The 25624-nt window shown below is 43.6% G+C and carries 26 protein-coding genes, 2 pseudogenes and 2 riboswitches; of the genes and pseudogenes, 20 read left to right on the top strand and 8 right to left on the bottom strand.

The window, feature by feature from the left end:
• Positions 1 to 310: 310 nt before the first annotated feature.
• Entirely contained in the window at positions 311 to 745 is a 435-nt protein-coding gene (locus tag LJE72_RS16265; RefSeq protein ID WP_229248848.1) for an HMG-box domain-containing protein, read from the top strand.
• 23 nt (positions 746 to 768) lie between these two features.
• Here the strand turns inward: LJE72_RS16265 and LJE72_RS16260 are convergent, their stop codons facing one another.
• Together LJE72_RS16260 and LJE72_RS16255 are read right to left on the bottom strand one after the other, a co-directional pair.
• Positions 769 to 1365 carry a Uma2 family endonuclease gene (locus LJE72_RS16260; protein ID WP_229248847.1) on the bottom strand — a complete coding sequence of 199 codons (597 nt, stop codon included), beginning with the start codon at positions 1363 to 1365 and terminating at the stop codon, positions 769 to 771.
• A 547-nt stretch (positions 1366 to 1912) separates the two neighbouring features.
• Entirely contained in the window at positions 1913 to 4114 is a 2202-nt protein-coding gene (locus tag LJE72_RS16255) for a catalase (RefSeq protein WP_449508554.1), read from the bottom strand.
• 377 nt (positions 4115 to 4491) lie between these two features.
• Between LJE72_RS16255 and LJE72_RS16250 the strand changes: the two genes are divergently transcribed.
• On the top strand, positions 4492 to 4653 hold the full coding sequence (locus LJE72_RS16250) for a hypothetical protein (RefSeq protein WP_229248846.1): 162 nt from the start codon (positions 4492 to 4494) through the stop codon (positions 4651 to 4653).
• Between the two features lie 213 nt (positions 4654 to 4866).
• Positions 4867 to 5614, top strand: a pseudogene (locus tag LJE72_RS16240) (YibE/F family protein).
• Between the two features lie 29 nt (positions 5615 to 5643).
• Positions 5644 to 5837: riboswitch (cobalamin riboswitch) on the top strand.
• A 130-nt stretch (positions 5838 to 5967) separates the two neighbouring features.
• On the opposite strand, the gene LJE72_RS16235 reads toward LJE72_RS16240, so the two are convergent.
• Positions 5968 to 6246, bottom strand: a complete 279-nt coding sequence (locus tag LJE72_RS16235) for a type II toxin-antitoxin system RelE/ParE family toxin (RefSeq protein WP_229248844.1) — start codon at positions 6244 to 6246, stop codon at positions 5968 to 5970.
• Between LJE72_RS16235 and LJE72_RS16230 the strand changes: the two genes are divergently transcribed.
• From LJE72_RS16230 to LJE72_RS16180, 12 genes are all read left to right on the top strand, one after another.
• Entirely contained in the window at positions 6246 to 6560 is a 315-nt protein-coding gene (locus tag LJE72_RS16230; RefSeq protein WP_229248842.1) for a hypothetical protein, read from the top strand. The genes LJE72_RS16235 and LJE72_RS16230 overlap by 1 nt on opposite strands.
• 282 nt (positions 6561 to 6842) lie before the next feature.
• The gene (dapF, locus tag LJE72_RS16225) at positions 6843 to 7694 is read left to right on the top strand and encodes a diaminopimelate epimerase (protein WP_229248840.1); all 852 of its coding nucleotides are present in this window, start codon (positions 6843 to 6845) and stop codon (positions 7692 to 7694) included.
• A 121-nt stretch (positions 7695 to 7815) separates the two neighbouring features.
• On the top strand, positions 7816 to 7971 hold the full coding sequence (locus tag LJE72_RS16220; RefSeq protein ID WP_229248838.1) for a DUF1848 family protein: 156 nt from the start codon (positions 7816 to 7818) through the stop codon (positions 7969 to 7971).
• A gap of 33 nt (positions 7972 to 8004) precedes the next feature.
• Complete coding sequence (locus LJE72_RS16215; protein ID WP_229248886.1) at positions 8005 to 8526, top strand: PaaI family thioesterase; 522 nt, start codon at positions 8005 to 8007, stop codon at positions 8524 to 8526.
• Positions 8527 to 8684: 158 nt separating this feature from the next.
• Positions 8685 to 9581, top strand: coding sequence for a GNAT family N-acetyltransferase (locus tag LJE72_RS16210; protein ID WP_229248836.1), 897 nt, complete (start codon positions 8685 to 8687; stop codon positions 9579 to 9581).
• A 73-nt stretch (positions 9582 to 9654) separates the two neighbouring features.
• The gene (locus LJE72_RS26780; RefSeq protein WP_396391265.1) at positions 9655 to 9915 is read left to right on the top strand and encodes a hypothetical protein; all 261 of its coding nucleotides are present in this window, start codon (positions 9655 to 9657) and stop codon (positions 9913 to 9915) included.
• 273 nt (positions 9916 to 10188) lie between these two features.
• On the top strand, positions 10189 to 12405 hold the full coding sequence (locus tag LJE72_RS16200; protein ID WP_229248834.1) for a YcdB/YcdC domain-containing protein: 2217 nt from the start codon (positions 10189 to 10191) through the stop codon (positions 12403 to 12405).
• A gap of 238 nt (positions 12406 to 12643) precedes the next feature.
• Positions 12644 to 12796: a hypothetical protein gene (locus LJE72_RS16195; RefSeq protein ID WP_229248832.1), complete on the top strand. Its 153-nt coding sequence runs from the start codon at positions 12644 to 12646 to the stop codon at positions 12794 to 12796.
• 536 nt (positions 12797 to 13332) lie between these two features.
• Positions 13333 to 13908 carry a hypothetical protein gene (locus tag LJE72_RS16190; RefSeq protein WP_229248831.1) on the top strand — a complete coding sequence of 192 codons (576 nt, stop codon included), beginning with the start codon at positions 13333 to 13335 and terminating at the stop codon, positions 13906 to 13908.
• Positions 13909 to 14041: 133 nt separating this feature from the next.
• On the top strand, positions 14042 to 14176 hold the full coding sequence (locus LJE72_RS26305) for a hypothetical protein (RefSeq protein WP_282437916.1): 135 nt from the start codon (positions 14042 to 14044) through the stop codon (positions 14174 to 14176).
• Positions 14177 to 14211: 35 nt separating this feature from the next.
• Positions 14212 to 15330: a glycoside hydrolase family 113 gene (locus LJE72_RS16185; protein WP_229248829.1), complete on the top strand. Its 1119-nt coding sequence runs from the start codon at positions 14212 to 14214 to the stop codon at positions 15328 to 15330.
• Complete coding sequence (locus tag LJE72_RS16180) at positions 15318 to 15536, top strand: TroA family protein (RefSeq protein WP_229248827.1); 219 nt, start codon at positions 15318 to 15320, stop codon at positions 15534 to 15536. The genes LJE72_RS16185 and LJE72_RS16180 overlap by 13 nt, the downstream gene beginning before the upstream one ends.
• A gap of 280 nt (positions 15537 to 15816) precedes the next feature.
• On the opposite strand, the pseudogene LJE72_RS16175 reads toward LJE72_RS16180, so the two are convergent.
• The 4 genes and pseudogenes from LJE72_RS16175 to LJE72_RS16160 all read right to left on the bottom strand — a co-directional run.
• Positions 15817 to 15936 (bottom strand): annotated as a pseudogene (locus LJE72_RS16175) (DUF2922 family protein); the annotation flags it as partial.
• A gap of 77 nt (positions 15937 to 16013) precedes the next feature.
• Positions 16014 to 16370 (bottom strand): VOC family protein, encoded by a 357-nt coding sequence (locus tag LJE72_RS16170; RefSeq protein WP_229248825.1) that lies wholly within the window; start codon positions 16368 to 16370, stop codon positions 16014 to 16016.
• A gap of 192 nt (positions 16371 to 16562) precedes the next feature.
• Positions 16563 to 16736, bottom strand: coding sequence for an aminopeptidase P family N-terminal domain-containing protein (locus LJE72_RS16165; protein WP_229248823.1), 174 nt, complete (start codon positions 16734 to 16736; stop codon positions 16563 to 16565).
• A gap of 116 nt (positions 16737 to 16852) precedes the next feature.
• Positions 16853 to 17455: a TetR/AcrR family transcriptional regulator gene (locus tag LJE72_RS16160; protein ID WP_229248821.1), complete on the bottom strand. Its 603-nt coding sequence runs from the start codon at positions 17453 to 17455 to the stop codon at positions 16853 to 16855.
• A gap of 571 nt (positions 17456 to 18026) precedes the next feature.
• Between LJE72_RS16160 and LJE72_RS16155 the strand changes: the two genes are divergently transcribed.
• The 4 genes from LJE72_RS16155 (at position 18027) to LJE72_RS16140 (ending at position 23122) form a co-directional block, all read left to right on the top strand.
• The gene (locus tag LJE72_RS16155) at positions 18027 to 19535 is read left to right on the top strand and encodes a hypothetical protein (RefSeq protein ID WP_229248885.1); all 1509 of its coding nucleotides are present in this window, start codon (positions 18027 to 18029) and stop codon (positions 19533 to 19535) included.
• Between the two features lie 219 nt (positions 19536 to 19754).
• Positions 19755 to 20117, top strand: a complete 363-nt coding sequence (locus LJE72_RS16150) for a BlaI/MecI/CopY family transcriptional regulator (RefSeq protein ID WP_229248884.1) — start codon at positions 19755 to 19757, stop codon at positions 20115 to 20117.
• Between the two features lie 3 nt (positions 20118 to 20120).
• Positions 20121 to 22532 (top strand): DUF5301 domain-containing protein, encoded by a 2412-nt coding sequence (locus LJE72_RS16145; protein ID WP_229248819.1) that lies wholly within the window; start codon positions 20121 to 20123, stop codon positions 22530 to 22532.
• A 221-nt stretch (positions 22533 to 22753) separates the two neighbouring features.
• The gene (locus tag LJE72_RS16140) at positions 22754 to 23122 is read left to right on the top strand and encodes a hypothetical protein (RefSeq protein ID WP_229248817.1); all 369 of its coding nucleotides are present in this window, start codon (positions 22754 to 22756) and stop codon (positions 23120 to 23122) included.
• 218 nt (positions 23123 to 23340) lie between these two features.
• Here LJE72_RS16140 and LJE72_RS16135 read toward each other — a convergent pair whose 3' ends face one another.
• Positions 23341 to 24132, bottom strand: a complete 792-nt coding sequence (locus tag LJE72_RS16135; RefSeq protein WP_229248815.1) for a lipid II flippase Amj family protein — start codon at positions 24130 to 24132, stop codon at positions 23341 to 23343.
• Positions 24133 to 24358: 226 nt separating this feature from the next.
• A riboswitch (cobalamin riboswitch) is annotated at positions 24359 to 24542 on the top strand.
• 98 nt (positions 24543 to 24640) lie between these two features.
• On the opposite strand from LJE72_RS16135, the gene LJE72_RS16130 reads away from it, so the two are divergent.
• Positions 24641 to 25603, top strand: a complete 963-nt coding sequence (locus tag LJE72_RS16130; RefSeq protein ID WP_229248813.1) for an ABC transporter substrate-binding protein — start codon at positions 24641 to 24643, stop codon at positions 25601 to 25603.
• Positions 25604 to 25624 lie beyond the last annotated feature (21 nt).

Here is a 25624-nt window from a genome sequence, read left to right as displayed (position 1 = left end):
ACTTGATCCGGCGGCGATGAAGTCTACCTTCATCTCTTATTCATATTCTTATTCTTCTGAAGATGGGCGAGAGAACTTAAGAAATCTGAGGCATGACAATCATCATGTAGGCCGGTCTCGTGATAGTGGAAAAGAGCCGTAAAAAGGCTCTTTTTTAGTTTGTCACAGATGAGGGGTTGAACACATATGCTTTGAGTAAGGTTTTCAAATACATCTGCATTTTTGACTGAGGCTGCATGGGAAGATAGGGAGAGGCTGTGAGTCAGCGAGCGTAGGTGCAATTATAGATAGGATATTGGGGGTGGTTATAATGAGTATTCCACTAAAAGAAAGGGTCGTAAAAGAATTAGAAGACTATTTGAAAACTGACCTTTACCAAGTTCCAAGGCGACAGATACTGTTTAACGGCATATTAAACGATGGAAGTACTGTGGCTGTTTGTACGCCACAGGCTAAGTTAAATTCCAGAAGGTGTGGGCGTATTGAGCTAACGACGGTTCAAGTGTCCATATTGAACAATGCTGACCATTCGATTCTTGCCTTTCGCATAGAAAATAATCGAGTTTATTACTTGGACTTCCGTAACTTGAAGCCCTATCTTACGGAGGAGGCAACTTACTACAGCGAAAAACGAGAAAAAACTCTTTGGCAACTTCATATTTGGTCTTACTGTATTCAAATATTACGAAGCAAGAATCACGTGGCCATATCCCCCAATCGCTTAACAGATTTAGGAGATTATTAATCAGGAAGTTTCAATGGTTACTGTTATTCTCGAAAGGGGAGTTGGCATACAAATATCTCACTTAAATTAATTGTTAGAGAGTCAAAGATGCCAGTCGTTATTCGATCCTCTGTGGAATAGACTTCAGGGCGTCCATACTTGTGGTCAACCAGTTTGTGTATCACAATAGTTTCGTTTTCCGGATAGACGATCCAGTATTCTAAGACACCTGCTTTTTCATATAGGTAGAATTTCTCCTTAAGGTCTCTTCTCAAAGTAGAGGGAGAGATGATTTCAATCACAAGGTCTGGGCTTCCATTGCATCCCTTTTCATCAAGTTTGGAAGGGTCGCATACAACAATGATATCTGGTTGGACTACATTCGAAGTTTCTTCATCTCTTTCATTGGCAAGAGGCAACCTCACGTCAAAAGGAGCAGCATATACTTCACAGGTCTTGCCCCTTAGGTGATTGTGAAAGATAGTTAGTAGTTCTACTAGGATCTTTTGATGGATGCGCGAAGGAGCAGGAGTCATACTCAAGGCTACACCATCAATAATCTCCCACCGCTGATCTTCTTGCCAAGTTAGGTAGTGCTTGTATCTATAGACTATATCCGTTTTGCTTATCGTTTCTGCCATAAAAAAAGCACTTCCTTCCTATACTTAGCCACATTATACCATTAATATCCAATGGAAAAAAGCTGAATTAGATAGAAGTAGAGACGGGATTGTGGCCTAGTTTACGTGCGGCAAAAGCTGGCTTTTGCCCATGGGCCCTGAAGGAACAGTCGAAAAACCGGACGACCCTGGTGGTGGCCTATCGCTTATCCACTATTATGGCGGCGGACAAACCGGTGGTTATTAATAAAGGCCGGTTATGCAGTAGGAACTCATGAGATGCTGATTCAAGAAGAGGGCTTCTATAAAAATCTGGTGGCAGCCCAGTTTGATAAAACCGGGGTTCTTAAATGAGTTTGCTTTGCTACCTGATTTGAAGCAGGGCAATATTTATGGTTATGAGAGTATTTCTGCTTGAAAAAATTAAGTCTTGAGATGGTTCAAAGAACTAAAAATAAAGGGTTTTGTAGAAAACCGGAGAATAGTAAAATCATGGAAGAGGGTATTCTAAGTCTGTTTTTGCAAGGTCCGGGAACATACCTCCCTGTCCCCGGACCTTTATCCTTTCCTAATGCGTCCTGCCTTGATACCCTTGCATATTGTCGGGCGGTTTGGCGAATACCGCGGGATTGAGGGTTTCTGACGCGGATGTGATAGGGTAATCAATAAGTCTGCCCCAATGCCTGTGCCTGGACAGCTGGTTTATAAATTCCGCACAATACGGCTGAAGATTGTCCGCTCCCTGAATCAGTGCGACTCCCTGATTAACCCAGGGTGTACCCTCAGAGCCAGTAAAGTTGGAAATCAACCCCGCCGCATCTGTCATCAAAAGCAGCTCTGCCGCCTCGTCCGCAGCGCCAACGGTCTTCATATGGCGCAAGGCTTCGTTAATAAACAACCTGACATCAATATTTTGGGAAATGGCGTCGGCATGATTGGCTCCGCCGGGAATAAAAACTGCGTCATAGACCAGGGAGCTGGAGGTTACAAAGGATTTATCCGGCTCCAACATGGTACCATCCTTGCCGGTAATGGGTGCCAGGCTGCTGCTGACAGTCTCGGCAACCGCACCGGCTGCTTTCAGCTCATTGAGCATGGTATTAACCGCCAGCGGGCAGAAGCCGTTTTCCACCAGCACAGCGACTTTTCTGGTTCTGGCCGATTTCATGGTATTTTCCTGGCTGAGTGCAGCTGAAGAGGCTTTCATATCGTTGGCCGGCACCGACGGAGGCCTATTCACACCGATGCCCACGGCAATCTGTTCTCCCAGCTCGGGGGCGACATGGGCAAACATGTCTGCTACAGCCTGTTTAACCTTTTTATTTTTGACACTGCCGGCCTCATAGTGAAAGGCGTCGACAATATGGGCTTTTTCCGTTGGAGACATACTGTTCCAGAACAAAGTGGCCTGCCGGAAATGATCCCGAAAGCTCTGACTGCGGGCACGCACCTTATGAGCGTCAACCCGTTCGGCATAATGAACAAAGCCGCCTTCAGCCTCGTCAGCCGGAGAAGGGGAATTTTGCGCCAGCATATTGGGAAAATAACTGATATTGCCCTGATGGATTCTCATCTGATGGCCGCCGTCGCGCTGGTCATTATGCACCGGTACGACGGGACGGTTAATGGGAATCTGCCGGAAATTGGGTCCGCCTAAACGGCTCAGCTGCGTATCTTCGTAGGAAAATAAGCGTCCCTGCAAAAGCGGGTCATTACTGAAATCAATGCCGGGAACAATGTTGGCTGGGCAGAAAGCCACCTGCTCCGTCTCAGCAAAGAAATTATCCACATTTTTGTTAAGGGTCATCTTACCAATGATTTTAACCGGAATCAATTCCTCAGGCCAGACTTTGGTTGGATCGAGAATATCAAAGTCAAAACTGAATTCCTGGCTTTCTTCAATGATCTGTACCCCCAGCTCATATTCGGGGTAATTGCCCTGTTCAATGGCGTCCCACAGGTCGCGGCGATGGAAATCCGGGTCCTTGCCCGAGAGTCGTTGCGCTTCGTCACGCAGGAGGGAATGGACACCCAACAGCGGCTTCCAGTGGAATTTTACAAACCGTGCCTGGCCCTGAGCATTGATAAACCGGAAGGTATTAACCCCAAATCCCTCCATCATGCGGAAGCTCCGGGGAATAGCACGGTCCGACATGAGCCACATGACCATATGGGCTGTTTCCGGTGTGTTGATCACGAAATCCCAGAAGGTATCGTGGGCACTGGTTGCCTGGGGCACTTCATTATGGGGTTCAGGCTTAATCGCATGAACTATGTCAGGGAATTTGATGGCATCCTGAATGAAGAAGACCGGGATGTTATTGCCCACAATATCAAGATTCCCGTCTTCGGTGTAAAACTTAGTAGCAAAGCCGCGCACATCGCGCACGGTATCAGCCGATCCCCGTGAGCCGACGACCGTTGAAAACCGCACAAACACCGGTGTTGTCAGATTGGGGTCCTGCAGAAATTTAGCCTTCGTGTACTCGGACATGGATTCGTAGAGCTGGAAAAAACCATGAGCGCCAAACCCCCGGGCATGGACAACCCGTTCAGGGATACGCTCATGATCGAAATGGGTAATCTTCTCGCGGAAATGGAAGTCCTCCAGCAATGTAGGCCCTCGTTCACCCAGCTTCAGAGAATCATCGGTATTGGAGATCTTTACTCCGTTGTCGGTGGTTGCTTTCTGCCCCATATCATTCTCCAGATAGGGAGTAAGCTGGTCCATCTTTTTCTTGCCGGTATCCGTGGAGTTATTCGTATCCAATAAAAACCTCTCCTTTCCTGATCAAAAGTACTCATGACAGTTAGTATCCCAACCCCATGGCCTTTTATTCCGAGGAACTATATCTATAACAGTTTGCTATTTTCATTGGACGATCTTTGTAGACTTCAGCCAAGGCCCTTGACGGTTGGAACTTACCTCTACAAACATCGGATCTTAACAAGTAAAGGGTACTCGAAAAAGTCATTGCAGTAGCATTTAGCCATTGCAATGACTTTTTTCTTTCCAGCTCGGGACCGATAGGGCTTGTGAAGGTGTTGTTTTCAAGAAAGTAAACACAAACTATATTACTGGAATATATTTCTAAATACATTCATAACTATCAGGGATTAAGTTTTTCTAAAGGAGGAATAAAGTCGATGAAACTCCTTTTTAGATATACAATTCTTCTCCTGTTATTGATTGGCAATATCTTTATTTTTCAATCCGGTATCACTCTGGCCGCCAGCGAAGCTTCTGCAACGCCCACCGATAAAGCTGAAAAGATGATGCGTGCAAGAGTCACGGACATTAACCTGTAACAGCCTTCCCATGAAAACAATGCCCAATCCATTGAATTGAAAATGTTAGAAGGGAATTTCTGAAATCAAAAATTTATTACTGATTTTCATGCTACTGGTATTTTTTGCAGAATTACTCTTAGGGAAAACGATAAAGTATTCGTCTCTCTCACTCTTGATAAAACCGGATCGGTCGAGGATGTCAATATTACCGAAATCGCCCGGGATAAATATATGATCTATCTTTTGCTGGGCTTTGTCGGTTTGCTAGTACTAATCGGAGGTTCAAAAGGCCTTCGGGCTGTTCTTTCTCTCCTTTTGACATATGTTTTGATTATTAAAGTGCTCTTCCCTCTTATTTTGCAAGGTTATGACCCCGTTTATATTACTATCTGCTTGTGTGATCATTACTGTTTTTACGCTGTTCCTTATCGGAGGCTGGAACAAAAAAACTTTTTCTGCCATTATCGGAACTCTGTGTGGCCTGTCCATAGCCGCCTACCTATCTGTGCTGATTGGTGACCTATCTCATCTCACCGGGGTCGTGGATGAGGAATTTTATTTGTTGGGATTCCTCCCACAAGATTTAGATTTTAGTTATCAGGGATTGCTCTTTGCCGGAATCATCATTGGTTCCCTGGGAGCAGTAATGGATGTGAGTATGTCGATTGCCTCAGCTGTCAATGAATTAGAAGAAAGCTCTTCTCGTATAGGCCCTTTTCAGTTAATTAAAGCTGGAATGAGTGTTGGAAAAGATACTATCGGAACGATGGCCAATACACTTATTTTAGCCTATGCCGAAGGTTCCCTATATTTGTTGTTTCTATTAGCTGCAGAAAATATCTCTTTATATCAGCTTATCAACAGCGAAAGCATTGCTTCCGAAATATTACGGTCTATGGCCGGAAGTATTGGTCTTGTTATCGCTGTTCCCGTGACTGCCATTGTTGCAGGCATGCTCAGTTTTGACGGGTTTAAATAATAAACTTTTAATATCAACTGAGGAAAAGCCCAACTGGTTGCCTAGTATCCATGGCAACAAGGGGCGAGGGAAAGAGTTGAAAAGGGAAGTCGGTAGAAGCTGACGCGCTGCCCGCCACTGTATGAGGGAGTTTTTCTCACAAATATGTCACTGGATTTATTTCCGGGAAGACGTGAGCAGACGATGATCTTGAGCCAGGAAACCTGCTTAAACCAAGATTAAACTACCTACGGGATGTTAGGAGGTGCAGACCTTTTTTCGGGATACTTTTTTCCGGACACTGGTTAAGCTTTTTGCCTTTTGCTGTGGTTGAGAGCTTTTTAATTTGTCTTCAGCCAAAATAGACGCTTGGGCTACTTGGGTGGGAAAACTTCATCATGAGTTCCGATGATATAAAGCGTATTAATCTCATCGTTTCTTTCAGAAGTAACTTCGATGATAATTCTTACCGTCATATTAACGCTGATTTCATAGAAGTTATCCGTCCCTTGAATTTTTTTATAGCGTAAAGAAGGATGGCTGGGATCAGAGATGAATAACTCAATAGCTTTTTCTGCTTCTTTGGAAGCCTTTCGGTCTAGTTGTTTAAATTGCTTATCGAATTTACGAGTAGATTTAAAGCTTCTGGTCATTGTTCAATACCGTCAAGAAATTCACTAATGGTTTTGAACTCACGAACATTAGCGGAATCAACATCATTTTTGGCGTTCAGGCTGAAACAACACCCAAACTAACTCCCAGTAATTCTACAAACAATTTATCACAGAATCCGCCAGATACCATTTCAAAGGCAACAAAGGAAGAAGCTATAAATAAGACCCCAAAAATACTATCTGAATTAAGTTTGAAGTCCGCGGAACTCAAAAAGGCGGATATATCAAAAGACCCGGTCACAGCGAAAGAGTACTGGGATATTCAGTTCGAAGGTGCCTCAAAGAAGGAATAATTGATTGGATTATAAATTAGTAACACACTGTGGATTTTTATTGGTTGTTTTCAATTAGGAGATAGGGGGAAAGGTATATATCTGGTATAATATAGCAATGCTGGGTCTAATGTTTTTTCTATATATAAATGAAATTTCTAAGGCACGTCCCAGAAAAAAACTCGAGGAGATAATACACATGGAGGTTTGGTGAATTTAAAAAACGCTTTTAATGCAGGTGTTAACTATAACGTGCACACAATGACAAAGAAGATATTGTAGCCTATTGAGGAGGGTTAATAGATGAAGGTAGATTATGTAAAATATCATGCGTTAGGTAACGACTATATAGTTATCGACCCTAATAAAACCATGCTTAATCTAACAACGGAAAATATCCGACTAATTTGTCATCGGAATTTTGGAATAGGATCGGACGGGATTTTGTATGGACCAATCCTTGATGGCGGCTGCATAAAGCTAAGAATTTTAAATCCTGACGGTAGTGAAGCCGAGAAAAGCGGAAACGGAATTCGGATCTTTTCAAGGTATCTTTTTGATCAGGGTTATATCAATACGAGCAGTTTCACTTTGGACACCTTGGGAGGGGAGGTACTTGTTACCATACTAGACGGAAAAGGTGAATTAATTAGGGTTGACATGGGGGCTGTTACATTTTTGAGTGAATCCATCCCTGTGGCAGGACTATCCCGCGAGGTTATTGATGAAGTCTTAGAATTGGAAAAGGGTTCGTTCAGAATTACGTGTCTCTCGATAGGTAACCCACACTGCGTGTTACCCATGGATATAATTTCTGAGGAGCAAGCAAAAGAATTGGGGCCAGTTATTGAGAACCATCCTATGTTCCCAAATAGGATAAATGTGCAGTTTCTAAAGGTCCTTGATAGAAATAATATTAGAATTGAGATTTGGGAACGGGGAGCAGGTTATACTTTGGCATCCGGCAGTAGTAGCTGTGCGGCAGCAAGCGCTGCATATAAGCTAGGCTTAGTTGATAATCACGTGAAGGTACATATGCATGGTGGAGTCATTGACATAGACATTAATACTGACGGACACGTACACATGACCGGTACGGTTTCGAGTGTCGCAAGCGGTACATTTTCAGACGAAATGTGGCAACGTTTGGAGTAAAGGTGTTACGTTTATAAAAAGAGCTAGCAGTTAATTGGTGGAGGTGCTTTTAAAAAGCACCTGTGACAATTCCTATGGCAATGGTTAGTTGATTATAAAATGATATTGGGCATTTTCCCTGATGCGAGACATTTGCCTTGTACTTTGGACAAAAGATGCTGAAAATATCCTCAGTCATCTCAAACTTATTGAGATGGGATACAAATACTATTTTCAGTTTACACTGACACCTTATGACCGCACGGCGGCAGTTCAGCTTGTTTTAGCAAGGATTTAGTCTGAAAAATCTGTTAAGAGGCAGGTGTGTTTGATGGATACTCTGTATGACTCAGGAAGAGGCGGGGAAAGAAAAAGGACCATCGTCTGGGATGATCCTCAAATAAACAAAAGAGATGCGGTGTCAGCCATTTCCGGACTGGATTACCTAAGAAGCATAAGGGACGGTAAAATCGGCCCGCCGCCGGCTGCAAAACTGATCGGTTATCAGCTCAAAGATGTTGACTATGGCTTTGCGGCATTTGAACTTCATCCTGGAGAGCACCACTATAATCCTTTTGCCACCGTTCATGGAGGAATTCTTTCCACGCTGATGGATACCGCAATGACTGCTGCGGTGCTTACAACCCTTCCGCAGAATATAACTTGTTCCACGGTTGAGATTAAAGTGAACTTTATCAAACCCGTCACTGCTGAAAGCAAATTGGTGCTCTGTGAGGCCAGGATTATCCACAGCGGAAGAAAATTAGCTACTGTTGAAGGGCGCATAAAAGGCGGAAATGATGAATTATATGCTCATGGAGTGAGCACATGTCTGATTTTCAAGATTAATTGAGTTCTACTGGCCAAAAATGTTTACGAGTCAGGTCAAGCCGGGAGATACTTATGGAGAGATGATTTTTTTGAGGCGGATATGATATGCTATTTCCATAGAATGGTGTGCACTTTGCCAAGCGGAATGAGTGATAGTTTTTTAGTTTAAAGGGGCATAACATGGAAAAATTGAGAAGTGGTTTCACCGTAGAGATAAGTGGAAATGGATATGTTTTTTCGAATCAAATAGGAATGGACAGAAATCTCTTTGAAAGCTTTAATAAACTGTCCAAAGGTACGTTTGGGTTATCGTTCGAGCGTGTCGGTGGGGAGTATGAACCGCATGTGCTTGCCCAGGATGGGAAGGTCTGTGCCAATGTTTCAGTGAATCAGATTCCGTTTTACCATCGGGGGCACAGAAAACTTTACATTCAATTAGGGACCGTGATGACTGATTTGGATTTTCGTGGCAAAGGATTGAGCCGCTGGCTGATGGAGTATATTATTGAGAAATGGAAAAGCAACTGTGATGTCATTTACTTATTTGCCAATGATTCGGTTCTCGATTTTTACCCTAAATTCGGTTTTTCAAAAACCTTCGAGTATGAATATAAGCAATCTGGGATAAATCCCAATGGCACAAAAGGCCAAAAGCTACAGGCGAGCGATGAGGGAAACATTCATCTTGTTTTAGAAAAATATAAACAAGGAAATCCATTCTCGGCATTTTATATGGCGGAAAATCAAGGTTTATTGTCATTTTATTGCAGGGGACTTATGAAAGAGAACTTATATTATTCCTCCAAATATGATGTGGTTATTATTGCCGAAAACAAAGATGGGCAAATAAGGTGTTGCGATATTTGGGGTGAAACTGATGCTGAATTACGTGATGTATTGGGCGAAATTTCTTCAGAGGCTGAAGAGGAAATACTTCTGGGGTTTACGCCTTTGAACACAGAAGGCTTGATATGTCAAAAACATTGTGAAGAAAATACCACTCTATTTGTACATAGTGATGGTTATTGCCCGTTTAAAACCAACAAATTAATGTTTCCGATTATTTCTCACGCATGAATTTTGAACGATTAGTCGAGATGATCAATGTGGAACGGAGTGATTTACAAGCCCCCAGGCTAAAGAGTTTTATATGAAGTTAGGGGCTGTCTGTCTGGGAGGCGTGGAATCTTCGTTAAAAAAAGGACGTATGATCCCGCGCTTGGTGTCTGGCGGAGAGCGGAAAGTGAGGATGAGTATGAATAACGGCATTTTGGGCATTGTAATTGCTCTTTTATGGATGACCATACTTACAAGGATTTTTATGAATGTTGTCCATCGCTTTGGCCCGGACTTTGTCGGCTTCTTTGAGGATTTGTGGAGGAAGGCAGAAATGATTAAGGGTAAGAATTAAGCGGCTATTCTGTCAGCACAATATGACATTGGTAGGTTACGACGATGCTAAACAGGAGGTGTATTTTTTTGATTCCGGCAGGGAGGGGGATGAACATAGTTGAACGGAGAGTAGCATTTAATAGGTCATTTTATGCTTATGAAGTGTAGGGCGAAAGAACTTTGGAAATTATGCTAACCGATGGTTTTAATACTATTATTATACGAGGAGGAATGTGGAGGGTTAATTTCGAATTATCATAAAAAGAGGATAAGGAGAGGAAGGTAGATAAGAATGAAAAAAACCTGGCGTTCTTTCCTGGCCGTGTGCGTTGTTACGGTTTTACTGGTACCGGCCGTTGCGCCGATGGCTTTAGCTCGTGAAGCTACTACGGCGGCAGTTGGGGCTCTGGCTAAGTCGCAAATAAACTTGGAAAAGGCTATTCAAATCGTTAAGACCAATTTTGAAGTACCCAGTGACTATACAGACTTTAGTTCAAGTTACAATACTTATGATGACAGGCAGGTTTGGGCTTTACGCTGGAGCGGTACGGCGGAAAGGGCGGGAGAGTTCGCTGCCGAGGTTAACGCCGTTAACGGGGATATTGTCAGCATGAATTATTGGAATAATGATGAATCCGGCAATAGTTCAATGATTCCAGCGATTTCGAAGGAAGATGCTCAGGACTGCGGCTACAAGCTCTTGAACCGTTTATTGGGGCAGCGGGCCGGGGAGTTAAAATTAGTTCCCAATGATCAGGAGATTTTGCCTTTAGGCTATGGTCCCTTAAATTATTCCAACCAATATCAGCGGCTTGTCAACGGCGTACCTTTTCTCGGCAACGGAGCAAATGTGCAGGTCTCAAGCGCGGACGGACAGATCACATCCTATAATCTTACCTGGAACGAGGTCACAGCGCCTGCTGTGGAGGGCGTTATTAATATGGAACAAGCCCAGCAGGCTTTTGTCAAAGCTCCATACTTTAAATTGCAGTATTGGGTTTCATCGCCCTACAGAATACTGGCTGCCGGAGAAAAGCAGGATGCCAAGCTTGTCTATCAATTGACGGGACAAAACGGAGGAGCTATTGATGCTTTCACAGGTCTGCCCCTTGAGCTGAAACCAGGGGAGTGGCTGTCTGCGGATACTTCCGGCATGGGCGGCATGGGTGCCAAGGCGGGAAGCGCCCCCAGGGACTCAAACGGGCAGGTCCTGACGCCTCAGGAGCGTCAGGAAGTTGAACGTGCGGGGAACCTCCTCAAGCAAGAGGAAGCCATTGAAGCGGTAAAACGCTGGATTGAAATTCCGGAAACTCTGACCTTGCGCAGCGCCAACCTGAGTAAAGAGTGGCGCAATGCCGACCAGCGCATTTGGAGCTTTGACTGGCACGATACGGACTCCGGGGAGAAAAAAGCGGGAACTCCTCAGTATATAAGTGCCAGGGTTAACGCTAAGACGGGTGAGTTATTCGGCTTTGGCCTTTCAAATTTCCAGACAGGCAATACGGACGTCAAACTGGACCGGGCTGCCGCCCAAAAACTGGCCGAGGAGTTTTTGAATCGTATTCAGCCTGAACGCTTCAAGGAAGTTGCTTTAGATCAGGAAGAAAATCAACTGTTCAGCAAAATTGCCCCGGAACCAGGGAATAACCAAGCCTTTAATTTTCAGAGGGTAGTTAATGACGTCAGCTTCCCGGCCAACGGGATGACAGTCAACGTCGATCCTGTGTCAGGTATGATTACAAATTTTGAACTTAACTGGGGAGACTATAATTTGCCGGGTGTTTCCGGAGTTCTCAGCAAGGAAAAGGCTGGCGATGCTTTTCTTCGAAAGCGTCCTTTGACTTTGTCTTATGTGCGCATCTATTCTAATGGCATACCGGGGGATTTGCGGCTGGTTTATCTGCCCGTGGCCCAAGACCGAAGTGTTGCCGCTTCCAACATCATAGATGCTAAAACCGGAGAGTTATTGGATTATCAGGGTCAGCCTATTGAAAAAGGGCCCAAGCCTTTTAACTTCACCGATCTGGATGGAGTCAGCGGTGCCGCCGAGATCACGGTTCTGGGCCGGGCAGGTTTGTTCGGAGATTATGGGAACAGCTTTAAGCCTTCGGAAGCCATGAGCTTGGAGTCTTTGCTACGCGCCATGTATCTCAGCCGCTATGGTATATGGGGAAATGTCAATCTTACGGATAAAGAAATTCTTACTAAAGCCAAAGACCTGGGCTGGCTGAAGGAAGATCTTAAAGCAGGGGATTCTGTCAACCGTGAGCTTTTAGCTAAGCTTATGCTGCGTTCTATTCAATTGAATCGAATTGCGGAACTTAAAGATATCTATAAAGTCGATTTTCAGGATGCGGATCAAATCAGCTCCGACGCCTTAGGCTATGTTGCCATCACTACCAGCAGCGGCATTCTTAAGGTTGACGGCCAAGCCTTTGCCCCCGGTCAAACAGTCAGCCGTGCCGAAGCCGCCACAGCTCTGTTCAGGACGTTAGGCTGGCGCAATTAGACAATACTAATCGGATATAGGTTGTTTGTTGATTAAGCAGAAGTCCTCTCTTCAATTTGAGGAGAGGACTTCTGTTTTTATATTCTTGAATTCAGAAGAGTAGGATTCCTGTTAAATAATGAGGGCAATAAAACTTCTGATCAAAAAATCAGTGCCGTAAAATTAGGCACCTTGGCACAATAGCCACTTTGAAGTTGATGCTGACGGCAGGTTAATAAGAACCTTGGGGGGGTCCTTGTTGTGGGTAGAAATAAAGGAATATGATGAGGATAAGGCGAAAATAACCGGAGTATCCTGGTTTGGAAATACAGGAGCGGTTTTTCCCAGCTATGAGGCAGTATTTACCGGCGGAAAGTTGCAGCTCAACTTAATTAGTAGGGCTATATCTTAACAATAATCCCTGGGTTTTTCGGAATTAAAACTCAGGTGCTTTCCCAAGGCAGGATTTTCAATCGGTGATAAGATATTATTGGGGTCTGGCATATCCCCATGGTCCTTGACAAGAGTAGAGAATTCAGAAGATCCTGGGACTTTTATTCTATACCCTGGTCAAAGACAAACAATTTTATCATATACAACTATTCCATGGAAGAATGGCAATAATGGAACGGGAACAATGAATGGTCCAAATCTTATTTTGTTTTCAAATAATGAAAATAGGAAAGTTGGATATAATCTTTGATTAGCCTTCGAAGCCGGACTATGGCATATAACAGAGGGCTTTGCGACACTTGGATATTATGAATGTAGTATGACGCTTCGGAACTGCCGGGACGTTCTACGACATATCGTGCAAAGGACGCGCCATCCTAGGCGCGGACGAAAAGAATTTAGAGTATTCCTTCGCAGTAGTAAGATATTGCGTAGGAAAAATAGTATATGTTGGAATTGGAGGTTTTGTTTGAGTAAAAGAAGGGAGTTGGTTTAATGTTAAAGAATAAGAGTTTAATTTATAAAACTCTTTTGTGTACGGGTTTTTTTGTCATCATTTTAATATCTACATTATTTTATAAAAATAATCTAAGTAAAGAGGGAATATATAATAATGTTCTGAATTACGATGGTTATAAAATTTACGAAGTTCAGAAACCAGTTAATTTTACAGCATCTATAGAACCAACTTGGATTCCGAAGAACAAAAATGAAGTAATAGAATTGAATAAAGAGATAGCAAAAGTAGGTAATGTTGAAATTTTATTAGAGAATATTATGCATCGTGGAAATGATATTTATTTCAATTTTGATGCTAACCAATTCATTAATTATGATAGTGGAGAATTTTTATATAATTATATCTTGAATGAAGATGGTACTGCAACAAGCTATAATTTGTCAAATTCATTCAATATATATGATAATAATAAAACTTTAATAGATGTAGGGCAGAGAGGGCTTGGCCCTAATTCAAAAATTTATTTCGGAATTAATATTGAAATTATGGTGCTATTACAGATGGCTTTACCCTTGTATATAATGGTTCAATATTATATGGGTATTCATTAGATGATTAGGGCTTACAAATTTTTAAATTTATGTCGTATCATTCTCATTTTGTGCGGCAAAACAAGCCGGTGAGCTTTGGGGGATTTCTCCCAGGCGTGTTGCGATCTTAGGCAAGGAAGACAGTATACCCAATGTGAACAAATCAACATTGAGCATGTGGATGAATTTGAGGAGACGCGGGATGTATTTCATCCTGCTGGTCTATTTCAAAGAGGTCTGCAAGCTTACGGATTTTGAGCCTGTAGCAGTTATTGAGACATTTGCCTAGTCCGGTATCGGATAATGAACTTTGGAGGATTTGGAATGTTCAAAGTGCTTTCGATTCATTTGAAAAGTCATAAGCTAAAATACATAGCCTTAGTATTGTTGATAATTTCTGCAATTCTCGTAAAACAAGTTCTGATCGATGTAGTTTATATTGGTAAGCAATATGAGAAAAATAGAATTATCACTCCTTGGGGTGAAAAAATTAAATCCGGTAATCTTTCAGTGGATTACTCATTGGAACAGGCTTTGATAGACATTGAGGCTCTTGGCTTAAACACTGTCAATGTACCGGTTCGAATTGATATTTCATCATTAACGGCAAATTCAGCAACAATAAACACGGAAAGTAAAAAGAAAGCTAATCAGCTAATCAAAAAGCTTAGGTATCAGGGAATCAATGTGATATTAGAGCCCTACCCCTACATTAAAAACGGGGAACTTTATGAAACGCAATTAAATCCTTATGATAAAGATGAATGGTTCAGGAATTGGAAAGAGGGAGTGCTCAAGCCGCTTATTCAGGATATAGCCAAACCTTACAAAGTTTATGCTCTTTGTATAGGGTCTAATTTTGACAAGTTTGAAAAGGAATATGCTCTTTGGAATGATGTTGCAAATTTTGTTCGAACAAACTACCAGGGGCGTATAACATATAAGACAAATTGGTGGTACACCGCAGCATGGGACACCGAAAAGAACGGTCTACACGACACATATACAGCGAAACTAAATAACCCAGTTCTTGAAAAAGTTGATTTTATTTCAGTTGCAGCATACTTTGAACTCACTGATCAAGACACAAATACTGTGGAGAATCTAGTAAGTTCGATTTACAGTACAAAAATTTTCAGTAGACACCAGAATATTTATGAAGAGCTGAAGAAATTATCGACCCAATGGAATAAACCAATTTTTTTTGGCGAGCTAGGTTTTCCAAAACGGAATAAAGCGATGGTTCATCCTTGGAATCCAGAGCCCTCAACCATACTTAATGAGCAAGAACAAGCAAATGGATTCCAAGCATACAAAGAAGTATTCGAGAAAGAGAGTTGGAATTTGGGTTTATCAGTTTTCGCAATTGGAAAAAACGATGAGTTTAAAAACTATTATCCAAGTGACCAGAGCATCAACGTCATTAATAGTTGGTACAAATAGATGCCATTAAAGTATCAATTTTCCCTGATCTTGCTAAAGCAGAAAACATCAAGGTTATCTTTTCCCAGGCCGAAATTGACAGCAAGCAGCCCCAAGCCTTCGTCGAAGAAATTGGTGGGAGGAAAGAGATGCTCGATCCTCTATCGGCAGATTATATAACAAACCTGCAGACAATGATTAAAGCTATAACGGGAACAATGAAATGAGCGGCTTAAATATTAGCTTTCCCATAATCACGGAGAACCGGTGCTTCTATCGTGATTCTATCGGTAGGCTGTTATTTTCTAGCGTATTTTTTTCGTTGGGCAGTGAGGTTGAGCCATTAATTATACTGTGGATTTTTCCGGAGTATCCTTTTATGCCGCAGGCGTAAGATTCCGCGAAGCCTGACCCAATTCCTTTTTTTGAAGCCCGGAATTGCCGGCCAAGCCAGACTTGGCCGGCAGTTTGCTTGTTGCTGAGGTTAGGTCAGTGTTGGGCCGGTGCTTAAGCCTGAGGCGGGTCGAATAGATCATCGGTAACAGTTCCGATGACCTTAACGTCCCGTAGACCTGTGAGGGTGCCGCTGGTCGTCATGAAAATATTGCTGGAGACAATGGTATTCATAAATTAAAAAATTTACTACTATATGTTGACGAGAAGAAATGGGAATGGAAGTCTTAGCCTTTGCTTTTGTTAACTTATCACCCGATTCTCTCCGAAAGCATCAGTTTATATCCGTCGGGGTCGCTGAACGTGGCCAGTTTGACCACGCCGGGAATCTCAAAAATATCACCTTGGAACTCGACATCCTTTTGTCGTAGTGTATGAACTACTTGCTCGATGTTCTCTACTTCGAAAGTAATGCACGTTGAAGAAGGGACAATTGAATGAGTTTCAGCGAACCCGATATAGTAATCCTCGGTGTTTGTGGTCACCATTGCCTGTCCCTTGTACTCATCTATAAGTAGCACCTTAAAGCCAAGCTTCTCGGCATAGAATTCTAAAGTACGCTCACAATTGTTAACATTGTAATAGAAGCCAACTCCTGATTTAAACATAGGATTACCTCCATTTGCCATTACAAGATACCCGTTAGCGATAGATTCGGCTGGGAGCAAAATTAGTATAGTGTTTCATAGCAATTAAACATGAAGAAATAAAGCAAAGTATGGCGCATTATTTTTATTTCTTTTAAAGAGTCCTTGACTCGGGAAAATAGAGTGTAGTTATGTTGTTATATCCATACTCAATCAACAGGGCTTGCCCTCTGCAGGACTAAACAGGTGGGCACGATGAGCCGTGCCCGCAAAATAAAACATATCCGTGCTATCCACGATTAACGCACCGTCAACGCCTTTTTGCTGCAACAGTTTTTGCAATGCGGTAATCCGCCTTGTCAGTTCACCTGCTGGAGTCAACCTCATTATATAATCCCTCTCTTTTCAGGTAGGTTAAATAGCGAACGTACGGACGTTCACTTCCTCGTTAAACAAAAAGGGCCGTTGTTGAAACCCTGATAACAAAAGCCCTTTCAGAATAACTACTTATTGTTGACTAAACCTTTAGCCAGGGTTTCGTGGAAAGATATAACCATTTCTACCATTTCTTCGTTAGTTATATCCTTTAATACTATCCATTTGTACAACAGGAATTTTTCTACTGCCAGTATGGCGTGGGCGACCGGAGGGACCGAAACGTTATTAAAAGCACCCTTATTAATGCCATACTCAATATTCCTAATATAAAACCCAATTAATTTATCCTCAAACTGCTTAAGGCATTTGTCAATGGCTTCGCTTGTTCCAGCTACTCGACTATATATTTCTGACAGTTTCTCGTTCTGGGCGAAGATTTCCATGGTCACACGTTTTGTTTCTACAAATCTTTTGTACAAATCTTTTTCGGTTGTGTAATAGGTGCTATGGCCTGAAATAATTTGATCCGCGAACTCCTCCAGAAGCGTTTTTAAAATATCCTCCTTATCAATAAAGTAATTATAAAAGGTACCAGTTCCAAAACCTGATTTAACAATTATTTCGCGGACAGAAGTATTAAAATATCCTTTATCAATAAATAGATCAATAGCACATTCCAAAAATTTTTGCCGACGTTCTTTGTTTTGACTTGATTTTGGGATAGGCATTTCAATACCTCTTTCTGAGTGTACGTTCGTTCACTTAAATTATAATACGATTGTTCATAACGGTCAACTTCAAATAACAAACTTTATATCTCGATTTCTCGCGAGGATAGGGCTTCTCTACATCCGTGGGATTTACCAAATAATCGATGCTGGCTTTACTATTGAAAAAATGCTGGAGCCCGTTCCTACAACGGAAATTCTTGAAAGAGATCCTTCCTCTGCAAAAGACTCACATAAACCTAATTTTTTAGTGATTAGAGCACGAAAGAAATAACAAAATAGGACCACTGATCCATATGTCGGTAGTCTTTATCATAGATACCATAAGTGAAACCACCTGGGATTTTTGCCTGAGCAAAAAAATATGGATACTATAGGAGATGAAAGAAGGAATATTTAGGCAAATTATTGAATTCTAGGTGAGAGTAATTCTAGAAATTGCAAACCCCTTAATCAAGATGCATAGCCACGCTTCCGTGGGAGAATTGTTGTAAAAATGTCTTGTAGTTATTTTGTCCTACATCGCGATAAATCCTGATTAGTCAGCGAATACATAGAATGCGAGGTTATGATGGCAACCACTTATGAAAGATATCTAAAACTGAATATTGACGGCTCCCGCCTTGGCTTAGAGCGTAGCGAGAGCGAAAGCAACTACTTCTGCACGCCCAAGGGTGCGAAAGTGATCGGCTGGGCCGGTGTGGATGGTATCCACTATTGCTTCGTGGGTGGGTTTGGCGAGATGGTGTTTGCCGTCAGCCCGATGAATACACCGGGAAACTATGTGCATCCGGTGGCGAGAGATTTTAGGGACTTCCTGGGGCTCCTGCTGGCTTGCGGCGATGCTGCGGCACTGGAGCAGGTATACTGTTGGGATCAGGCGCAGTTTGACGCCTTCCTGCAGCACAATCCTCTCACCGGTGAACAGCAGGCTGTGCTGGATGCCATTCGGGAGAAGATGTTGCTCGCGCCTAGGGAGCAGCCCTTTGCTTATATCAAAGAGCTGCAGGCCGAGTTTGATTACAGTCGCCTCAAATATACGCAAGATTACTATGAGTGGGTTCCTGTCGAGCCGAAGATACCCCAATGGAAGGTTTACTTTGACGGCAACTTTTGGGGGTATCATGGACGTGAACGAGCCGGCAAGGAAATTTCTCTCGCTAGGCAGTTTGCCTGGGAGGATGAAGTCTGGCATATCCCAGCGATTTACACCTGCACTAAAGGCTTGGTCGTGGACTTTTGCCTACAGGTTCCGGCTGAGCGCATCCGTACCTTTATGGACAAGTGGAATCTCTCTATTGAGAACGATAGAACCACCGACTTTACCGATGAACAGCAGATGCAGATCCACGCAGAAAATCCCCTGGCCATCAATATAAATCCGAAAGTTGTGTTGAACGGAACTGTTCTTTCAGGCGCTCATGGCTGCGGCTTGTCATGGAATCCTTGCTTCCCAGAGGGCAACGGCCTTGAGGCCAAGAGCGTGACACAGCATTATGCCCTTGATCCTGCCTATGGCTGGGTAATCTGGCGCTCTGCTTTTCCTTGGATGAAAAAACGCAAACCGCAGATCACGACGCTAAGCGTAACCCTGATGCAGGAGCCTGTCGCTATGTCGGGACCGCACTTCCATGTACCGGCACCCGGTGAGAGCATCGGGTTTACACACCCGACCACCGGCGCACAGCATACGCTGACCGTGCAGGAATATGAGCGGAAGGAAATGTCTCGTGAGCATTTTGGCAGCCAAAATCAGGAGTTCCCGATGCACTATACTGTGATGAGCTATACCCTCGCGCCGGATCTGTCTGATGGTGCATTCACCGTCACTGATTGCCTTCCTTCCGACCAACCTCGGCAGAAGCGCACCAATCCCAATGAGCCCCAGGCATCGGGCAGCATTTGCGTCGCCATCATTGGCGGATCAGATGGTTCGACTGCCATCATTTTCGGCGGCAGCGGCCAAGGCAAGCTCCATGTTGCCTGCTCTTCACTGCACTTTGAGCCGGTGGACGATGTGGAGTGGCGCATGGTGTTTCATGAAAAAAGACGCGAAGATGTTACGGTAGAGCTGATATAAACCTAATCTAAGAGATTATAAGCATTTTGTGCAGCCAAACAAGCCGGTGCGCTTTGGGGGATTTACTTCCGGCGCTGACGAATTTGACCTGCTGCCAGGCCCTTCTCCTTCCGGGGATTCAGTTTGCTCAAGCCTTCTCATTGACAAATGGGGTCTATAGTTATAGACTAAAGACTAAAGAAAAAGTCTATAACTATAGATCTAAAGGAGGCGTTAACTCTGAACCGGCTTAAACTCTGTGAAAGTGAATATCGTTTTGGTGCCATCGTTTGGGAAAATGAACCCCTTGGCTCCGGCGAACTGGTGACTCTCTGTGAACAACAGCTGGGCTGGAAAAAGTCCACCACCTATACTGTCCTGAAAAAACTCTGTGAGCGGGGGATTCTAAAAAACGAAAATGCCCTGGTCACAGCCCTTGTCCCCCAGGCACAAGTACAGAAGTTTGAAAGCGAACAGTTTATTAACCGCACCTTTGGCGGCTCTTTGCCCGGCTTTATCACAGCATTCATGAATGATAAAAAATTAAGCCGGCAAGAGGCTGAGCAGCTTAAGAAGCTTATTGACAGCTACAAGGAGGATTAGGCTATGGAACAATTCCTGCAGGATGCATTCCTGGCTGTTTTAAACATGAGCATTACCGCCGGCTATGCCATCCTCTTTGTTTTGCTGGCCCGGTTATTCTTAAGGAAAACCTCCAAAATTTTCTCCTATTGCTTGTGGGGAGTGGTACTGTTTCGCTTAATCAGTCCGGTTTCTTTCTCCTTTGCCTTGAGTTTTTTTAGCTTTATGAAAAAGGATACGATGGAACATATTCCTGCCGGCCTGGGGATGATGGCACAACCTCAAGTCGACTTAGGGGTCAATTATGTCAGCCAAGCCGTTACTTCCTCTCTGCCTTCGGCAACCCCCATGGCCAGTGCCAACCCCCTGCAGATTATTATTTTTATGGCTTCCCTGGTCTGGGTGTTGGGCTTTCTTAGCTTATTGGCCTATAGCCTGATTTCCTATGGACTGCTGAAAGGAAAAGTCAGCCAGGCGATACTTGTCAGAGATAATATTTGGGAGTGTCACTCCATCCGGTCTCCGTTTGTGTTAGGCTTTCTTATGCCTAAGATCTATTTGCCGCCGGGTTTTTCCGAAGGGGAAAAAAGTTATATCCTTAAGCATGAGGAAATACATATCCGGCGTTATGATTATCTGATTAAACCCTTGGCCTATTTTTTGCTCTGCCTTCACTGGTTTAATCCCCTGGTCTGGCTGAGTTTTATCCTGATGACCAAAGATATGGAAATGTCCTGTGACGAGCAGGTTCTTAAGGAAATGGGCCAGGGAATCAAGCAGGATTACAGCCGCTCTCTTTTAACCCTGGCTCTCAGTCACAGGATGATGGTTGGCAGCCCCTTGGCCTTTGGCGAAAGCAGCGCCAAAAGCCGGATCAAAAATGTCCTGAATTATAAGCAACCTACTTTTTGGGGAATCCTCGCCGGGGCGGCAGGGATATTAATCCTTTCCCTGGGCTTAATCTCCAATCCCGAAAGCTCTCAATCCGCATTGGCAAATTTAAATCCTAACAATGTAGCCAAGCTTTCGGCGGCCCGGGACCAGCTCATCATCAGAGTTCACGGCCGGGGGGCCTCCCTTATAACGGGGGAAGAGTTTGGAGAATGGCTGGCCGGTGCCTCGGTTGGCTGGATGGAAAAGCAGGTCAGCTCTCCCTATGAGCTGAGCCCGACATTAACAGTCTATATTGACAATGGCCCTGAGGGGTATCGGCTGAATTTTTATGATTCGGAAAAAGGACTGGCGATGCTTGCCGGTGACGGGGATTTTCGCGGTTATACCATCCCTACCCAGCAATATGAGCAGGTCTATAGCCTGTGGGGTTCCCACAGCTACTTTATACCGGAAGTGGTTGTCCAGGCCCTGCTGGAAGGAAAGAAAACCAACCGGCAGAGTGTTCAGGACATCCCGGACGAAAAGGATTACCGGGTTATTGAGATAGGCAGGGACCCCTATTATCTCTACGAAAAAGACGGCAAGTACTATTGTGAGAGGCCTTATGTGTTTATCAGGGAGATTACGGAAGAATCCTATAAGGGAGCCTTAACTTTTGCCTATAAGCCCTTGGGCAGTCGTCAAGAATCTCCCAAAGAGTCTACGTCAGAAGCCCAGGAAATCGCTGAGCTTATCGAAGACAATTTGCAGACCATCATGTCCTCCCCCGGGCAGTCCTCCAATCCGGATGATTATATCAAAGCTCACGATATGGCTTATGAGAGTATCATCAAATATGGGGGCGAGAATGCCCTGCCCTATGTTTTAGCTCAGTTTGAAGCAGGAAATGCCGAGGGATTGCGGGGGCAAATCCTGATGAGGCTTGGTAAGGAATTGTTGGGGGTGAGAAATAATGTCAGCGATGAATCTTTATCTCCTCAGGAATGGTACAGCCGGCTTCAGATTCGCCGGGAAGTCAGCTTGCCCGACTTCGCTTATCAAGGGAATGACCCCGTTGCCCGACTCGTCTATCAGACGGAAGTTCAAAAGCATAAGGGACGAGAAGGCGGATTTTGCGTTGTGGCCCCCCATATCTTTGCCAGCTATCGGGAAGACGGCCAACTCAAGGTTTTTGTGACAACCTTTGCTCAAAGTTTTCGCTTGTATGACAATGTTCTTTCGGAAGGAGGAGGAGGGATTGTTCCGGCGGCCATCACCTATCGAGAAGGCGCTGACGGGAGCTATACTTTGGAAAGCTATGAACAGGCACAAGATGGGGCTTTCTTTGGCTCTTCGATTCAAGAGTTTTGTGTCATGCCCAGTTCGGGAAAACCAATTGAGGGGCTGGCGGAACAAATACTCACTCACTACGGGGATTACAGTGATATCATCAAGCTGCAGCGGGAAAACTTAGCGGAGCATTTGCAAAGGAATAACCGCTATGGCGTTTTTCTCCATCAGTCTCATTATCAAAAATCGGCGGAATTAATTCCTATCACTTAAGAGAATTGGATGAATATCCCGGGTTAAAACGGGCCGTCATTCCGGTAAAGGAGCCGCGGCCTCACCCAGTGAAGCTTATCTCCGAATAGAGTTTTTTATTTGGGCGGATTTTCCCGGAATCGATAAAAATAGGAGGAAACTGCCGAGATTGCCGCGAATGCATATGGGATATGGAGGATATTTCAGATCTTGGAGGCTCAGCTTCCGGAAAGGATAGTAGGATGTCGAAGAAATATATTATGTTAAGACCTGAAGAAGAGGCTGCAGCGGAAGGGGAATCAACCCTCAAAGAGATGATTTGTTTCGGGGAAAATTCCAGCAATTGCCGCTTTCCGGATATGGAGGTCAATGATGAAAATCAAGACAAATTGCAGAAGCTGGTAGATGAATACAGCGCCCTGATTGGTCAGGAAGAGAACAAGGACCTGGATCTGAAGGCATTCTTCGCAGGGAAACAAATCAACATTGAGCATGTGGATGAATTTGAGGAGCCGCGGGATGTGTTCATCCTGCTGGTCTATTTCAAAGAGGTCTGCAAGCTTACAGATTTTGAGCCTGTAGCCGTTATTGAGACATTTTCTAAAAAGTAGAGAAGCTAAGTATTTAAGGACGAACAATGTCTTTCCTTTAGCCCCATCAATTATTCACGGTGCCATGCTTACCTTTTAAGTCAATTTCTCTCACCTTTCCCAAACCGAAGACAGGATCAATGGGGGAAGTCTTCAAAATCGCCTCCGTCTGCATTTTGAAATATATCAAAACATTCGTAAAAAAGTTGATAAGGATTACCTTGTATTATATTCAATTGTCACTTATTAATATTTACGATGACATGAGCCACTGGGATAAGTAGCCATTGTCCCAGTGCAGTTCCTATTAGCTTTGCGCTCATCAACATAACGACAAGGGCTTTGACATCTTCATAGGGACGATTCCCTTTTAGCGCCTGATCAGTAATGATAGAAGATTTGGGGTCAATAAAGAGCATAAAAATAATATTTGCGGCAGCGTTAATGATTCCTGCCGAAGCTGAAGCCCCTAGGCGATGCTGAGCATCAACAAGTAAAGCGGCATAATAGGCTGACATCACACCGATTGTGTAGACTCCAGTTACGAGAGCATTAAGAGCTATCAATTCGCTAGGTATTCTCTTAAACGGCAGTCCCTTGACCATCTTTTTGGAAGGCAAAGTGATAGTCTCCTTAAATTTATGGATGTTGCGAAATTTTAAAGCGTCCATGACAACAGATGGTACAGATCCTGACTGTTCAAGACTTTTTACAGCTCGGGAAAAGACGTGCAAAAAGGTCGGAGTTAATACTATGCCGAAGAAGGTTCCTACTGTCGCGACCCAAATGATATTGCGTAGGGAGGGAAGAGGGTTAACACTTTGACTAATGGCACTATCCATCAAACCTCCAATCAAAGGAGCTTGCAATGTATGCGCGGTAAGCGAGATTAAATAGAATAAGTTAAAAAGTGTCGTCGATAAGGCGAATTGCCTGCTTTTAACAGCATTAAGCCGTACAGAGTAAGCAAAGGTATCTATTAGATGAATTATAAAGGTTAAAACAAATAATTGGTAGACATTGGAATACACTTGCCCACCCCCATCCCTGATATGACTATGTCAGGCAGGGGGGAGAAAGACTAGTTGATTCAATATTTATCTTGCCAATCTAGAAGAAGTCAGTGAACTCGTTCAACTGAAGTTGAACATCGAGACTTCTGTGGGAGTCTACGATGGGATCAAGCTTAGAACAAAAGGGGGAAACCCTTGTTGGTCGCTAATTTGACTATAGATTGCTTATGTGATAGTTTGATTTTAAATTAATGAATGAGCAAGGGATTTTTCTGAGTTGAAAAATCCCAGCAGGGAAGCCGGTTCAAATCCGGCGCGGTCCCGCCACTGTAAGGGGGAGTTTGTGCCATAGCCACTGAGGAAACTTGGGAAGGAGGCACTAAACGAGGAACCTAAGCCAGGAGACCTGATTGCTCATATGCTTTACTCACGATGAATGGGTGGCAGTAATCATTTTAATCCACCCTTCATTTTATGAAGGGTTTTTATGTTTTTTTCTTATGATCAAAAGGAAGGAAGTTAACTTATGTCAAAGAAAGAGAGTCTCACATTAATGGCTCTAATCCTTTGCTTCCCCCTCTTCCTCACTGGTTGTGGAAGTACAACACCAAAAGCAAATATGCCCGCCGGCGAGACTCCAACCACACTAACAACGTATCCTCTAACTATCAACGATGATTCGGGAGGCAGTGTGACCCTTGCCGCACAACCGAAACGTATTATTTCTCTGGTTCCTTCTGCCACGGAAACCCTCTTTGCTTTGGGATCAGGAGACACCGTAGTCAGTGTCACAAAATGGGATAATTATCCTGTGGACGTTCAGAAAGAGGTGGAATATGTCTTTGAGGACAGCATACGTCCGAATTCCGAACAGATTTTAGAATTAGAGCCTGACCTTATCGTTATGGGTTTAATGGGCAATGATCAAAAGGATATAGAAGCAATCCGCAATCTGAAGATTCCCGTCGTCACGATTAACCCTCAAACCCTCGCAGAAACTTACCAGACCATTGAAATGTTTGGGAAACTAACCGACACTCAAGAAAAAGCACACCAGATCGTTTCTGGCATGAAGGAAAAAGAACAAGTCATTGTTGAAAAAATTAAAACAATCAAGGACTCTGAGCGCCTAAAAGTCTGGACAGAGGTGGATGAAAACCTGTACACACCTGGAGAAGGAACTTTTCTCAATGAATTACTAACCAAAGCAGGGGGGAACAATATTGCGGCGGATGTCCAAGGGTGGGGACAGTACAATAGTGAACAAGTGGTGGCCAAGGATCCCCAAGTTATTTTCACAACCTATGGTTACTATCGAAAAGACGCTGTTGTAAACATTATCGCTCGTCAAGGCTGGCAAAACGTGGAGGCTGTTAAGAATAAACGCGTGTTTGAGTTAGATAGTGATATGGTGTCACGCACTGGGCCTAGAATAGTGGACGGATTAGAATCAATTGCTAAAGCCTTGTATCCTGATCTTTTCCAATAATTTTTTCGGGTAAAGGGTGTG

This window comes from Desulfosporosinus shakirovi (genome assembly GCF_020595055.1).
GTDB classification, from domain to species: domain Bacteria; phylum Bacillota; class Desulfitobacteriia; order Desulfitobacteriales; family Desulfitobacteriaceae; genus Desulfosporosinus; species Desulfosporosinus shakirovi.
Note: the sequence above shows the minus strand (reverse complement) of the source record. Positions and strands in the feature narration are given on the sequence as shown.

Excerpts from the sequence above, each read along its gene's own strand:
- LJE72_RS16160 (WP_229248821.1), bottom strand. The coding sequence starts at position 17,455 with ATGCCTATCCCAAAATCAAGTCAAAACAAAGAACGTCGGCAAAAATTT.
- dapF (WP_229248840.1), top strand. The coding sequence starts at position 6,843 with ATGAAGGTAGATTATGTAAAATATCATGCGTTAGGTAACGACTATATA.
- LJE72_RS26780 (WP_396391265.1), top strand. The coding sequence starts at position 9,655 with ATGAAGTTAGGGGCTGTCTGTCTGGGAGGCGTGGAATCTTCGTTAAAA.
- LJE72_RS16220 (WP_229248838.1), top strand. The coding sequence starts at position 7,816 with ATGCGAGACATTTGCCTTGTACTTTGGACAAAAGATGCTGAAAATATC.
- LJE72_RS16260 (WP_229248847.1), bottom strand. The coding sequence starts at position 1,365 with ATGGCAGAAACGATAAGCAAAACGGATATAGTCTATAGATACAAGCAC.
- LJE72_RS16190 (WP_229248831.1), top strand. The coding sequence starts at position 13,333 with ATGTTAAAGAATAAGAGTTTAATTTATAAAACTCTTTTGTGTACGGGT.
- LJE72_RS16215 (WP_229248886.1), top strand. The coding sequence starts at position 8,005 with ATGGATACTCTGTATGACTCAGGAAGAGGCGGGGAAAGAAAAAGGACC.
- LJE72_RS16145 (WP_229248819.1), top strand. The coding sequence starts at position 20,121 with ATGGAACAATTCCTGCAGGATGCATTCCTGGCTGTTTTAAACATGAGC.
- LJE72_RS16185 (WP_229248829.1), top strand. The coding sequence starts at position 14,212 with ATGTTCAAAGTGCTTTCGATTCATTTGAAAAGTCATAAGCTAAAATAC.
- LJE72_RS16250 (WP_229248846.1), top strand. The coding sequence starts at position 4,492 with ATGAAACTCCTTTTTAGATATACAATTCTTCTCCTGTTATTGATTGGC.
- LJE72_RS16265 (WP_229248848.1), top strand. The coding sequence starts at position 311 with ATGAGTATTCCACTAAAAGAAAGGGTCGTAAAAGAATTAGAAGACTAT.
- LJE72_RS16235 (WP_229248844.1), bottom strand. The coding sequence starts at position 6,246 with ATGACCAGAAGCTTTAAATCTACTCGTAAATTCGATAAGCAATTTAAA.
- LJE72_RS16170 (WP_229248825.1), bottom strand. The coding sequence starts at position 16,370 with ATGTTTAAATCAGGAGTTGGCTTCTATTACAATGTTAACAATTGTGAG.
- LJE72_RS16165 (WP_229248823.1), bottom strand. The coding sequence starts at position 16,736 with ATGAGGTTGACTCCAGCAGGTGAACTGACAAGGCGGATTACCGCATTG.
- LJE72_RS16130 (WP_229248813.1), top strand. The coding sequence starts at position 24,641 with ATGTCAAAGAAAGAGAGTCTCACATTAATGGCTCTAATCCTTTGCTTC.
- LJE72_RS16210 (WP_229248836.1), top strand. The coding sequence starts at position 8,685 with ATGGAAAAATTGAGAAGTGGTTTCACCGTAGAGATAAGTGGAAATGGA.
- LJE72_RS16200 (WP_229248834.1), top strand. The coding sequence starts at position 10,189 with ATGAAAAAAACCTGGCGTTCTTTCCTGGCCGTGTGCGTTGTTACGGTT.
- LJE72_RS16155 (WP_229248885.1), top strand. The coding sequence starts at position 18,027 with ATGGCAACCACTTATGAAAGATATCTAAAACTGAATATTGACGGCTCC.
- LJE72_RS16140 (WP_229248817.1), top strand. The coding sequence starts at position 22,754 with ATGTCGAAGAAATATATTATGTTAAGACCTGAAGAAGAGGCTGCAGCG.